General features: G+C 42.3%; 10 protein-coding genes. 3 read left to right on the top strand and 7 right to left on the bottom strand.

Going from position 1 to position 13,900, the window contains the following annotated elements:
• Positions 1-3 precede the first annotated feature (3 nt).
• The 7 genes from essA to BM126_RS20910 all read right to left on the bottom strand — a co-directional run bounded on the left by essA (position 4) and on the right by BM126_RS20910 (position 11,558).
• The gene (essA, locus tag BM126_RS20940) at positions 4-507 is read right to left on the bottom strand and encodes a type VII secretion protein EssA (protein WP_090991282.1); all 504 of its coding nucleotides are present in this window, start codon (positions 505-507) and stop codon (positions 4-6) included.
• The gene (esaA, locus tag BM126_RS20935) at positions 497-3,337 is read right to left on the bottom strand and encodes a type VII secretion protein EsaA (protein ID WP_090991281.1); all 2,841 of its coding nucleotides are present in this window, start codon (positions 3,335-3,337) and stop codon (positions 497-499) included. The genes essA and esaA overlap by 11 nt, the downstream gene beginning before the upstream one ends.
• A 54-nt stretch (positions 3,338-3,391) precedes the next feature.
• Positions 3,392-7,852 carry a type VII secretion protein EssC gene (gene essC, locus BM126_RS20930; RefSeq protein ID WP_090991280.1) on the bottom strand — a complete coding sequence of 1,487 codons (4,461 nt, stop codon included), beginning with the start codon at positions 7,850-7,852 and terminating at the stop codon, positions 3,392-3,394.
• 43 nt (positions 7,853-7,895) lie between these two features.
• Complete coding sequence (gene essB / locus BM126_RS20925; protein ID WP_090991279.1) at positions 7,896-9,224, bottom strand: type VII secretion protein EssB; 1,329 nt, start codon at positions 9,222-9,224, stop codon at positions 7,896-7,898.
• Between the two features lie 55 nt (positions 9,225-9,279).
• Positions 9,280-9,519: an ESX secretion system protein YukD gene (locus BM126_RS20920; RefSeq protein ID WP_090991296.1), complete on the bottom strand. Its 240-nt coding sequence runs from the start codon at positions 9,517-9,519 to the stop codon at positions 9,280-9,282.
• Between the two features lie 113 nt (positions 9,520-9,632).
• Positions 9,633-9,929 (bottom strand): WXG100 family type VII secretion target, encoded by a 297-nt coding sequence (locus tag BM126_RS20915; protein WP_071350452.1) that lies wholly within the window; start codon positions 9,927-9,929, stop codon positions 9,633-9,635.
• A gap of 273 nt (positions 9,930-10,202) precedes the next feature.
• Positions 10,203-11,558, bottom strand: coding sequence for a TrkH family potassium uptake protein (locus BM126_RS20910; RefSeq protein ID WP_177201530.1), 1,356 nt, complete (start codon positions 11,556-11,558; stop codon positions 10,203-10,205).
• 188 nt (positions 11,559-11,746) lie between these two features.
• Here BM126_RS20910 and BM126_RS20905 point away from each other — a divergent pair, with 188 nt between their 5' ends.
• From BM126_RS20905 to BM126_RS20895, 3 genes are all read left to right on the top strand, one after another.
• Positions 11,747-12,301, top strand: a complete 555-nt coding sequence (locus BM126_RS20905) for a glutathione peroxidase (RefSeq protein WP_090991278.1) — start codon at positions 11,747-11,749, stop codon at positions 12,299-12,301.
• Positions 12,302-12,709: 408 nt separating this feature from the next.
• Complete coding sequence (locus tag BM126_RS22610) at positions 12,710-13,030, top strand: YolD-like family protein (protein ID WP_177201529.1); 321 nt, start codon at positions 12,710-12,712, stop codon at positions 13,028-13,030.
• A gap of 236 nt (positions 13,031-13,266) precedes the next feature.
• The gene (locus BM126_RS20895; RefSeq protein ID WP_090991276.1) at positions 13,267-13,797 is read left to right on the top strand and encodes an ECF transporter S component; all 531 of its coding nucleotides are present in this window, start codon (positions 13,267-13,269) and stop codon (positions 13,795-13,797) included.
• Positions 13,798-13,900 lie beyond the last annotated feature (103 nt).

Below are 13,900 nucleotides of genomic sequence, written 5' to 3'. Positions count from 1 at the left end.
TTGCTATTTTTTCACTTTCCTGCCTTCTTGCGAATCTGCCATCATTCTTGGAACAAGGATGAAGAACAAAATGATCACAGAGAGTACAAGGATGATGCCCAGCAGGAGGGTCAGGCTGAAAGAAAAGCTCTGCTCACTGTCCGTCTGCTCATCCTGCTCAGAAGCCGTATCAATTTCAGCAGCATCCTTTTCAAAAAGCTTCAATTGCTTTACTTTTGCTTGTATCGAACTATTATCTTTCTGTTCTTTTTTAAAAAGCTCCGATTTAATTTCACTGACCTGCTCATCAGGTTTCTTCTCAAATGTGAGCGCCTTTTGTTCTTCCGGCAAGGCATGCTTTTTTCTCAAGCTGGAATCTTCCTGAAAATAATCTGTTTTCAAATCAATCTTTTTTTCATGATACGCATTCGGCTTTACTGCCGGATCTCCCTCTTCAGCAGATCCGTGCAGCGGGAACATGTACAAATTAATGAAAATGATGAAAGATATCGCAAATTTACGCTTCATGTGCCAATTCTTGATCTTCCTGCCTTCGATTCATGATATATGGAATGACAGACGCGATGATGACCGCTGCCGCCAATATCAGAGTTGCCGGAAGGAAGGAGGACTGATCTCCATATTGGATGGACAAGTAAACATTCGAAACCGGATGGCTGACCGAGAAATTAGGCATAATCAAATCAAGTGCCGGAGTGACAAAGAAGACAATAAGCGCTGCTGCAAGCAAGGACCCGATGAAAGGCCCGATAAAGAATGCAAGGCGGATAATGCCTGACGCTCCCATTAACAGCAGGATAGTGAAGATTGTCCACTTAAGTGCCTGTACATCATGAAGCGGATAAATTTTCAATCCATAAATGCTGATGACCAATCCGACAATCAAATTCAGCATGAGAAACAGTGCTATATGAACCAGAATCGGCAGGCTTGAATAATGGTGCAGGAAGAATCCTATTAAAAGCCCGCTGATCAGTATAATGATGAGCATAAGCACAGGAGGAGCATATGACGCTTTTTGAACCTGTGCTTCACCGCTGACCTTGACCGGATTGGCAAGATAATCATAAACATAGCCATTCTGCTGGTCATCAATCATGGTATTGCCAAGAATATTATAAACATCGCCTTTGACTTTCTTCGTAGAGCCTACATTCAAAGCCCAGTTATTATTTAATTCATCAGCCTTCTTCTGAACAGAGCCTACCTTTGTCTGAAGCTCATTGGTATAGTCTGTCACCTGATTTTGGCGATCAGCCAGGGAATTCACCAAATCCGTTATTGTGCTGACTTCACTTGCGGTTGTATCCTGGACGGACAGCATAAACTCTCCGTTAAGGCTTCCCACCGGAATGGACTCCGTTTCAAGGGTTTTTGTATTTTGCGTAAGGTTTGCTGAAACCTGATCAGCGCTTTCTATGATTGCACCAAGCTCATTTTGGATTGCAGTCTGCTGATCACTTACATTTTGATCATATTGTGCAATGAATGAATCGAGGGATTTAGAGAAGCTTCCAAAATCCTTACCGACTCCTTCTATGCTTGCTGAGTTATTTTTTACGTCCTCTAATGATTGATTCATCGCTGCCAGATAAGGAGAATCCTTGAAACCTTCCTGGTTTTCCACAATGCTCTTCATTAGTGCATCGTCCGAATTACCGGCTTTCTCCTGGATTGCCTGATAGGCGGAAAGCATATCGCTATAAGCCATCAGATCCTCCATATTAGTGCTTTGGATATCGTTTTGGAAAATTCCAGCGAGCGCATTTTTTCTATCCTCTGACAATGCAGCAGATTCAAGAATATTTTTCTCCTTCGTCCTGATGCTTTTAACAGCTTGTGCTGCAGCATTATCAGGAACCGGCTCCCCGTCCCCGTCTTCAATCTGTGCTTTTAATGCAGCAAGGAGCTCTTTATAATTCACTTCCAGCTTCTTTTGGCCATCAGCCTGCTGCTGTACCTCTCCCTCAACCTTTTCCAAATTGGCCTCAAGATTTTTAATCGTTTCGTTAATGGCAGCCCAGTTCTCCGGCTGCTCCTCGGGCTTAACGGCTTCTAGACTTTTCTTTAAAATGGCAATCTGATCCTTTAATCCCGTAAGAGTGATGTCCCCGGGGTTTGCCGGATCTGGAGCAGGGGGCGGATCTGGAACAGGAACCTGCGGGTCAGGTGTTCCTGGTGTGCCTGGTGTTCCTGGTGTTCCCGGTGTGCCTGGCGATGCATTTTGTATTTTTTCATGCAATGGCCCAAGTTTTTTCTCCATTTCATCTAATGAAGCATTTACTGATTTTTGTTTATACTGTTTCATGACCGTACTTAGAAAATCATTCAGCTGCCCGCCGCTTGAATTCGCTAAGTCCTCAGATATCTTTTTCAGCTGTTCTGTACTGTCTGAAATCTTCCCTTCAATTTCAGTGACATTCTGATCCATATCCTCACCGTTGTTATCAAAGCTTGGCTTTGGATCCTTTTGCCCATCGCTGATCTTCTGTGTTTCATCATTCAGTGCTGTATTGTACTGGCTCATGCCTGTCTGCAGCAGCTGCTGATTTTCAGCAGATGTCTGCTGAAATAGATTCGCTTGCTGATTCTGATACTCTTGATATAAATTAACGTCTTCGATAAAGGATGCGACCTTCGTTTTGGCATCATCAATATTTTTCAGGGTTTGCCCTGTGGACTTGCCCGTCTCTTTCGTAGAAGCGAACACACCCTCAAGCATTTTCTTCTGCTGATCTATTTCCCCTGCCAGCTTTTTTGAGTTCGGTGTATAAAAATTATACATAGACTGCTGGAAGGCAATCTCTTTTTCAAGTATTTTGCTGAACTTTTTGCGCACATCTTCAACAGACTGGGAAACATAGCTCCAATATAACGTGGATACTTTCGTATTCATTTTATTTTTGGCCATTTCCAGTTCCTTTTGAACCTTTTCCATGTTCTCTGCATTTAAGTCAGATTGAATTTCATAATTGACACCTGCTTTTACAGGATCTTTTTCATTAAAGGTAAATATGTTTTTAGAAAAGTCGGAAGGCATATAAATGACAGCATCATATTTCTTTTTCTCTAACCCTTCCTCTGCAAGGCTTCTGTTCACGCTCTCCCACTTATACTGTGAATCCTTGTTCAAAACCCCGGATACCTTATCTCCGAAATTCAGGGATTCTTTATTGAATTCTGCTCCTGCATCTTCATTAACAACAGCAATTTGGCGTGAAGCCTTTTCCGTATTCTTCATTGGGTTTTCTCCAACATAGGAAAAGAATAAAACCGGAAGAATCAGGATCACCAATATTTTTCCGACTAGGACCAGTGGCTTCATTTTTCCAGACACTCTATGCACCTGCTTTCCTTTAAACTATCAATACTCATTTGGCGATAATCATTTTCAATTTATATGGGGAATCTGTATTTTGTTTTCCTTGCCATTCATGACTAAGTAGCCATAGCCTGGCTGAATTTCTTCTTCTTTCCTTGAATATGCCAGGGTGAAGAGGCTTTGATCGGACTTTTTCATTAACAAGACACATTGGCGGATTTGCTTCAGCTCACTCGTAAGTGCATCATATCCTTTTGTAAAGTCGCTGGCATTGCCTGAAACGATGAGCTTAAATCCAAGATGGCTGTATTGCTTGATCAGGAGTGCCATCTTATCCTGGATTTTACTGTCGATGGTTTGCTGAAACCTTGTGATGCTGTCAATAACAAAAAGCACTGGTTCGAATGACAGGCTGCTGATTGTTCTTTGCTCAATCGCCTGGATATACTCCCGCTCTCTTTCTTCAAAGGCTTCAATAATTTGGTCCAGCCAATCAGAAATGGCATCTTTGGTTTCTAAATAATATACATTCTCCCTGCCTGCATAAGGAGCAAGCCCCCTGTCAGCAGCATCAAAGATTGCAACACTGGAAACCTCTTGTGTTAGAAGTGACTCAACGATCAGCTTCAGCACATTTGTTTTTCCTTTCCGGGACTGTCCGGCAATCAGCAAATGAGGATTGGACATTAAATCCACATAAACCGGTGTAACACTTTCTTCCGCAAGTCCTATAGGAATCAGCCCTGCCTTATTGGCTGGTGAATAGAAGGATTTGAAGCTTCCGATATCCAGCCTCGAAGGAAGCATAGGAATTCCTTTTGGTTTCGTATAATTTTCATATTTCTTATTCAGCCTGGCAATATTCCGTTTAACACCATCAAGGACCTCCAGATCATCACTGCCTTCTGCGGGCAGGTAAACCTGCATAAGATGGACATCATCCTTCTTGACAAGGGCTCTTCCAGGAATCGGCTCATTATTTAATGGAGTTCTGCCAAGGATGGAATACTGCTCAGAGCTATCCATTAAATAATGGACAATTTTTGTTTTTAAATTATTCATAAGAGGCTGCCTGATCGCACTGATCCTTGTTGCCGTCAGAATCATGAAAATCCCGAGTGACTGCCCGTCACGCGCAAACTGGGTAAACTGCATCTCAAGATCCGGCAGCTCATCCTTCACCAGATCAAAATTATCCAAGACCACATAAATGACCGGCAGTTTTTTCTCTACCTGGGAGTTATATAAAGTTATGCTGCTGAACTCCTTCTCGGTAAACAGCTGCTTTCGCTTTTCCATCTCTGCTTTTATGAACATCATGAATTTCTCGATTTTGCGCTCCTGGTCAATCCTGAAATAATCACCGGTTTGCGGAAGCTGCCGAAGCGGCAGGAGCGCCCCGTTACCGAAGTCAAAAATATAATATTGAAGCATTTCCGGCGTCTGTTTTTCCGCAAACCCAGTTAGAAGAGTAAGTACAGTGTTTGATTTCCCGTAACCAGAGGAACCGAAAATCCCTATATTCCCATCCTCGATCCAATTATAGGCATACGGTGCCTGGCTCTGCTTTTCAGGCTCATCCATCAGCCCGATCGGGAAGAGCCGCTCATTTTCATCACTGTTTTCAGGCTTGAAAATTCTTTCCTCAAGAGGAGGCAGCCATGGACTTGAAAGCTTTTCTATTTTCAATTCCTGCTGAACGGCCAGGATTTCTTTTACAACAGCCTCGATTTCCGTCTTCTTCTCCTGGCCCCCTCCCAATGATTTAGCAGGGACATTGGAGATTGGAATCAGTCCAAGGTCGGTCACGATGCTCACTTCATCTTCTGCCCCATAGGTGTCCTCTAAATACGGCGCCCCGCTCCACGCTGACTGAAATAGCTCGTATACTTCGTTATTGCCGACCTGCAGATATCCCCGGCCTGTTACTGTGATGTTGGCCGCATCGGCATTTTTTAGAATTTCCTTACTGTCTCCCGCGTCCTGCACCTTTAGGGAAATCTTAAAACGGGCATTGCTCCATATCTGGTTATCAATGATTCCGCCAGGTTTTTGTGTAGCTAGAATCAGGTGTACCCCAAGACTGCGCCCAATCCTGGCCGCACTAACAAGCTCCCTGATAAAATCCGGCTCCTCATTTTTAAGCTCGGCGAACTCATCTGAGATTAAAAACAGGTGAGGAAGCGGCTCGCTTGCTATTCCTTCTTTGTACAAATCCGTGTAATCATTAATGTGATTCACTTCATAGCGGTCAAAGAGGCGCTGCCTTTTCTTCAATTCACTGTTGATAGAAGCAAGTGCACGTGCGCTGAAGTTTTTGCTTCCCTCAATATTCGTAATCGTGCCAAGCAAATGCGGAATGTTTTTAAACGGCTGTGCCATTCCCCCGCCTTTATAATCAATCAATAAAAAGGCCACTTCGTGCGGATGATAATGAACAGACAAAGCCAGAATATATGTCTGAAGCAATTCACTTTTCCCGGAACCTGTTGTTCCAGCAAGCAATCCGTGCGGTCCGTGCGCTTTTTCATGAAGATTCAGTTCTACAACATCTTTTCGTCCCTTTAAGCCGATTGGAACAGCAAGCGACTGTGAGGATTGATTGACTTGCCAGTTTTCTCCAATTTTCAGATCCTTCACTTCTTTTGCATTATGAAGCTCCAGGAAGGAAACCATCTCCGGAATGGAGTTGTTCATCCCCTTTTGATGATTAAGGGAACGAAGCAGCCTCGCATAATCTTCATTTCCCTCTTTTTTATGAATATCCAGGACAAACGGGGTATGAACGGCTTTTCCCTGGCCAATCAGGATTTCACCTTCCCGTTCATTAATGTATCTGACAAGCGTATGGATGTTTTCTGACAGGCTTTCTTTTGCATTGGTGGCAAATATGGCAGAAATGCCTACCTGTACATCTTTTCCCTCCAGATATTCCATGATTACATGCTCAGCCACAAGATTGCGGTCTGTAACAATAAAAACAAAATGGGGGAAGAAGCGCTTCTTTTCTTTTTCTTCATCCAGGTCGCGCTCCCGGAGCATTTGATACAGAGAAGACAAAAGCTGGTCCCTGTTTTGTTCGTTATAAACAAATCCTTTGGCATAGGAATGCGGGAGCTGAAAGTGCGGAAGCCATTTCATCCACTCCCATTCTTTATAATCATCTTCATTAAAAATGGCTACAAACCTTACATCATGATAACTATGGAAAAAGGCAAGCTGGCCGATCAATTGCTGCAATTCATTTTTAACAATCGAACCCTTTCCGACCAGCCCCATGGACCCATGTGAAAGATCAATGGCTAAGGGCACATTTTTTATGTATTTATAGGTGCTGACAAGCTCTTGTGCCTCTTCAAGCAAATCATCCATATCCCTGTTGGACATATCATTGGAACCTACTGTTACTGCGTAGCTGGAAGGAATAGTTGCCTTCCCGATGCGAAAATGCAGAAAATCCCCGCTGTCTGCAGTTCTTTCCCAGATACGGGCGCTGATGTTGCCAGTCATATATTTCATTCTCTCAAAGGAAGGAAAGTGGTACTGCAAGACATCTTCCTGTTTCTTTGACAGCACATGCAGCTCCTCGCGTTTTTGCTCCAGGTAGCGTGTGTATACCCTAAGACGCCTCGCTTCTCTTTTCTTGCGGCTTTTTCTGTCTTTAATATATTGAACTGTTGAAGTAAAGATTGTCGTTGTAAACATCACTATCGAGATTAAAATAAAGATTCCTCTCGGCTGAATATAGGCAACAACCCCCATTACAATCATCATTAAAAGAGGCGGCAGTATCATCAGCCATAATCCTCTTTGATGATCATCTGCCTCCTGGGCAGGAAACGTGATGGCCACTTTATCATCCGGCAGATCGTACACCATTCTTGGTGTACGCCTATATTGAGGGTAATTTTTCTGCATCTCGGAAATTGGCGGAAGCGTCCTCGTCAGCTCTGTCTGGAAGGAAGCAGCGCCTTTTATCTTCAGCAGGTCACTTTCAAGAAGCGAGAATTCCAGAAACGGAGAAAAAACCACATCACCTATTTCAAGGTTTCTTGCTTCTCCTGCTTTATGTCCGTTCACATACACAGAACCTGTTTGACCAGGCACAAGCATCCATTGTCCGTTCAGCTTGACCACTTCAAACCCTTTCTCTTCATGGATCTTTGATGCTTCTTTTTGAATATCTGCCCCGTCATTAGGGGAAACCGTCCATTCATCCAGATTGCCAATATAGTAGACATGCTCATCTTCATTCATGGCGGAATAGCAGATGGTCATCGTTTCACCTGAGGCTTCAATGGAGAAGGCACCGCCATGGTTCAGCTCTCCAATCTGCCTTAAATTTTGGATAACACAGTAACCTCCGCTGCCCTCTAGTCTTTGAAGCTCTATTGGACCCTCTTTAAATGGAAATGAGCGGACCGTGCATGTATGTCTTTCTTCATTCCCTATGGTGAGGGTGTCAGGAGGATTACTTTCAAACGAAAAATGCTGGTAGGCATTACTATAAAAAATCCATAACTGCTCCATTAAAAATCATCTCCTGCAAAACGCTGTTGAGTTCTCCGATTCATTACTTCGTGCTTTTGGCTGCTTCTTTCGATTTGCTGTCTGTTTTATTTTTCCGGGCAGCAGCCTGTGCCGCAGCTTGCTCACGCTTTTGTTTCTCTGCCTGCTGTTTCATTGCTTCTTCCTGCTGCTTTTGCAATTCGAGCTCTTTATCCAATTCTTTTTGTTTTTCAGCTTTTTCAGCTTCTTTTTGCCGTTTATATTCATCAAATTCTGCAGTTATGGGTTTAAGCTTCTCTTCCTTTTCCTTGCCTGTCAGGCTGTCATCACTCTGGATTTCTGCCTGGTAATGGATTAAGCCAAGCATGATCAAATCCTGATAACGAAGCGAACGGGCAATGTCGATAGCCTTTTCATTCTCGCCTCTGCCAAGATAAATCCAATAGAGGAAGTACTTTTTATCCGATTGGAGATTAAGTGTGTTTTCAAGCACCTTTCGCTGATCATCTGACAAATCCTCATTCACAAAGTAAGCATAAGCTAATTCATACTGGACGACGTCTGGCATTTTATCTGCGTTTTCATTCTCTAAGGTGTCGATTACCTCACTGTATTTTTCCTGGAGGAATGCCTTCCCGCTATTCACATAAGCCGCTTCCCTCGGCTGGAGAAACAATAGGGAGTAAAGTGTGTAAACAAGGGCAGGCACAAGAAGAATCAGGCCGCCAAATAGGAAATAGCGGTTCCTTTTCCATTTCTTCTGCGGGATATGTATAACCGTTCTTTCCTTTTTCTCAAGCTCTGTTATATGTGACTGTACGAAATCGGCAAGGTCATCCAAACTGCCTGCCGTGAGGATTCTCTTCACGGAAGTAGATAGCTTCAGGGTTTGGTGATAGGAAAGATATTGTTCGAATGTATATTGACCATCTATGCTTTCCGCCACAGCAGCCTTGAGCTCCTGCAGAAAAAGTTCTGGATTTTTTTCATAGGGAGGCAAGCTTTCTCTTACTCCATAATGGAGGAAGTATGGTGTCAAGCTTGAATCTAGCACGATATTTTCCGGGCATATCACCATATGCAGCCTTGGTGAGCGTCCACTCTGCACTTTTTTGATCAGCTGATAAGAAAACAGCCATCTGGATAGTTCATTTTTCTTTTTGATTTCAGAAAATCCAACAAAAGTTTCCGGCACTTGCACCGAAATCCTCACTTCTTCGTCATTCACTTCTATCTCTTTTTGCAGCACATCGTCTGCATCCTTAAGCACTTGCAGCTCTAGCTCATTTTTTACTTTTAGCCTGGCCCTCTGAAAGACAAAGACATATCCATCATCCCTCAATACTGCAGCTTCAATTCTTTTATCTAAATAAGATGATTTTACCTCTTCCATTTCCTGCTCCTTTACCTCTTTCCAGAGATTCTAAGACTATGACTCTGCCTTCGGGCTACAGGATCTCAATCCTGTCTCCTCTTGTGATGCCGCTCTCAAGCAAGGTCCCGTTTCCTGAACAGACGAACTTTTTATTTTGAATCCTGATCCAATAGCCTTCCCGGGGAGGGCGGGACAGGTTTTTCACCTGCCAGACAACTTCTATAACCTTTTTGATAGAAAGATAATTCGATAGCTGAAGATCAAATACTTCCCCGCTGTAATTTTTCAGATCGACGGTAAGCTGGATATAAATTGAAATCACCCCTGCAGTGCGTTTAAAGCTCCTGAATTTTGTGTTTAAACAGAGAAAAAGCGCTATAATCTTAATAGATTCGCAGCGCTTTTCCTACAATCACTATGTTTCTATTATCCGCGAATTTGGCTGGCAATCTGATTATCAGTATCACGCATAATATTAGCAGCTTTATCCAACTGCTGGTGAACATCTTCCAGCAAATTTGACATGTCCTTGAAGGATGGCTTTAACTGTTCATATTGATCATGAAACGCGTCGCTTGATGCACCCTCCCAAATTTGGTTCAGGTGGCCAATCAAAGTATCCAAGCGGCCAATCATTAAATCAATTTCGTGGCTTTCCGTCTGGTATTTCTTCGAAGCATCAATTAACTCATCTGGTGTAACGCGAATATTTCCTGCACCCATTACAAATTCCTCCTTAAAATTTAATTAGTTACATTGTAAATTACCCATACAAATTTTGCCATCGATACCGTGATATTCTTTATAAAATGGTTAATTTTTACTAATTTATAAATCTCTAGTTTCTTTATAATAGACTTTTTACCCAGTACGAAATCACCTAAACCCATATTTTAAAAATAAATCCACATTTTTCATATTTTTTTGCATTGGGCAAATTAAACAGGATCGTTCCATAGTAAAAAGCCTGCTTCTGCAGGCTTAAGAATTTAATATCTAACCAATAATAATTCTTTCTTTTGGATAGTGATAATGGTTTTTGATCGGTTTCCCGCCCAATAAGAATAAAAAGGTGAAAACTCCTATCCTTCCGATAAACATTAACACCATAATGATAATCTTGCCAAAGGTATGCAAATCCGAAGTGATGCCCAGCGAGAAACCTACTGTTCCAAAGGCTGACGCTACTTCAAATACGATCTCCATAAAAGAAAAGCGCGGCTCAAGGACCATCAGAAGCATAACCGCACAGCTGCACAATATCGTCGCTGTCACCGTCACGATATACGCCTTTATCACATCCTCCATGACCACTTCTCTTCTAAATACCTTGATTGTCGTGTTTCCATTGGCAAAATAATAGATGCTCAAAAGCATAATGGCAAACGTTGTCGTCCTGATCCCCCCGCCGGCACTGCTTGGCGATGCGCCAATGAACATAAGGATGCTCAGCAAAAAGTGGGTGGGTGCAGAAAACTCCCGGATATCTATTGTATTAAGTCCGCCATTCCTGGAAGAAACCGAGTAGAAGAGAGAATACAGAAGCGATTCCCCCCACGACATATCTTTATAAAAATGATGATTTTCCAATATAAAAATCATTATTGCTGCAATGATAATCAGTCCAAAAAAAGTGATCGTCGTAATCTTGGTAAACAAGGAAAACCTGAAATTTTTGCGATTTTTCACTTTAAAGAACTGAACCACCTCCATCAGCACGGGAAAGCCAATGGCTCCGATTATTAACAGAAACATCGTGACTGTAAGAACAAACCCGTCCTTAGCAAATGGTATTAAAGATTCTCCTGTTATATCAAATCCCGCATTTGTCAAAGCACTCACACTTGCAAAAAAGCCCTGCAGGAATGATTCCTTCCAGGTAGGAAAGTATTTTAGATAATAAGTTCCAAGCACCGCTGCCCCTGCCAGCTCAATGAGCGTAAACAAAATCAGCAGCCTCTTCACCAGCTGGACAATCCCTGCCAGGGAAGAAATATTCTGGTCGGTCATAATAAGCATCCGCTCTCTTAGGCCGATTTTTTTTCCAAGCATCAGCCAAATAAACGTTCCAAACGCCATAATGCCGATTCCTCCAAACTGAAGAATCACAGCGAAGATGAAGGTTCCAGGCACACTAAGGATTTCACTCAAGTTAACCGTGGATAAACCTGTTACACTCACAGCACTAATTGCCGTAAAAAGCGCATCAATAAATGAAAGCTTAGCATGCGGCTTAAGAGTGATAGGCAGCAATAGCAGTACGGTCGACACCGCCACTGCCAGAATGTAATAAATGACTATAACCTGTGCCGGTGATATCTGTCTTGATCGATTTTCAATTGGACTATTCATGTTTCTCCTGATTTCGTTTTTTTTACATATTATATCGAATCCTCCCGAACATTAAAAGTTCAGGACAGCCGAAGAGCCTTTAGCACATTCGAAAAGGTTAATTAGTTTTATTGTGTGCGCGTAAGTAGTAGTATGGAACCAAGTCTTATGAACTGTATAATATTACATACATTTTGGAGGAAAAATAATTGAGCATTTATGATTTTTCAGCAACAGCCATGAACGGGCAGGATATAAGTTTAGAAGAATTCAAAGGCAAGGTGGTTCTCATTGTCAATACAGCCGGACAATGCGGCTTCACCTTTCAATATGAAGATTTGCAGCGTCTTTATGACCGCTATAAAGAAAAGGACTTTGTGATCTTAGGTTTCCCTTGCAATCAATTTGCCGGCCAGGAACCGGATGATAATGAAAAGGTTCAATTCTTTTGCACCCTTCGATACGGCGTCAGCTTCCCGATGTTCCAAAAAATCGATGTGCGGGATGAAAACGCCCATCCGCTCTTTCACTACCTTGCCTCTTCCCAGCCATTTAAAGGCTTCGATGAATCCCATCCAGTGGCAAAGGTGCTGATCCCTTTATTACATGAAAAGCATCCTGAATATATATATGGCGATTCGATAAAATGGAATTTCACAAAGTTCCTTATTGACAAAAAAGGAACAGTCGTCAAAAGATTTGAACCTACCACTGACCCTATGGATATGGAAGAAGATATTGAATTGCTTTTGAAGTATTCATAAAAATAGAGAGGTTCCCATTTTTCAGGGAACCTCTCTATTTTTTTTTGATATCTATACTCCCCAAAAAACCCGCTCATCGAATCTAAAATTTGCTGCCATGGAACAAGTGGTTGATTTCCGCTTCAGGATGCTCGCTCCAATCAACCAGATTTAACAATGTAATCACCTCACAGAACCCAAAAACCACAATTTCTGAGAAAAGTGACTTTTATTTTAATTGAAATAGAACAAATGTTCGGATATACTTTTAGAAAAGGTTATATAACCGGAGTGGATCCATTTCCCTCCGGTGTGATAGTGTTACGGCCAATTCCCATCATGAGCATTACTGTGAGAATGCTAGCCGGATGTCCTAAAAGGAAAACAACAGGCAAGTTAACAGAGACAAAAGATAAGGAGCAGATGAAAATGATTAAAGATAATATAAAATGGACTTCTCTCATGCTTCCAGAGCATATTCGATTACTAAGACAGTTAATAGAAGAAAATAAATTAGAAAAGAAGCCCTTTTTAGACGGAAAGAATATGGAGCAGATTGGGCAAACGGCAATGGATTCCCTGAACCTTACCATCCCTGTCCGGACTATATACTGGAAGGATGGACTGTTTGATACAAAAATAGGAATCGTAGCAGATGTAGACATGTTAAATAGGGAGATAATCGTAGATCTATTAAGCGGCAGCATTTCCATTCCGATAGACTATTTAATAGCCATTGAAAGGGTTTAGATACCAGTATGGCGTCTGGCTTACAATCACTAGTATGCTTATAACCGGCACAGGGCGGATTCTTTACTATCCTAGAATTCCCTCGGATTACCTCATTCATCAACATTTCCACTTCACTTTTTCGCAATAACGGTTGTGATCAACTTTGCACATGTTACAAATAAATAGTTCTGACATATTTATTAACGGTCTGATTTGGAGTATGATAATATGTAAAAAAAGAAAGAGGTCATCCGGTGAATTCAACATATCCACAAACACAAACAGATAAAACAAGGGCCTTAGTCATGAACGCCCTTTTTATTGCATTAACCCTTGTAGCTACCATGTTCATCCAAATAAAGCTACCCACAATAGGCAACGGGGGCTTCATCCATTTGGGCAACGTGCCTCTTTTCATAGCAGCCATGGTTTACGGCAAAAAAACAGGGGCCATAGCAGGCGCCTTCGGAATGGGCTTATCCGACCTTTTCTCCGGCTATGCTGTATGGGCACCATTCACCTTTATCATTGTAGGTGCCATGGGATTTATAGCCGGCCTCATATCTGAGAAGGCGCCAGGCAAAAGATCGCTGGTAAACACACTGGCAGTAGCCGCTGCCCTGATAATAAAAATCGTGGGCTACTATTTTGCCGAAGTTATCCTTTACGGTAACTGGATTCAGCCATTCGGCTCCATCCCAGGAAACATTATTCAGGTCATACTAGCCGGCATCATTGTAGTGCCGCTGGCAGGACGCTTCAAGAAGAGAATCGGACAGATTTGAACAGCGCCTTAAATTTGGGGCATAATGAGAGGAATGAATTAACTTATGAAAGGACCCTATGGAGCAGGAAGCTACTTTATAGGATCTTTTTTTGTATAAGGAC

This window comes from Bacillus sp. OV322, from assembly GCF_900112495.1.
Classification (GTDB): domain Bacteria; phylum Bacillota; class Bacilli; order Bacillales; family DSM-1321; genus Peribacillus.
Note: the sequence above shows the minus strand (reverse complement) of the source record. Positions and strands in the feature narration are given on the sequence as shown.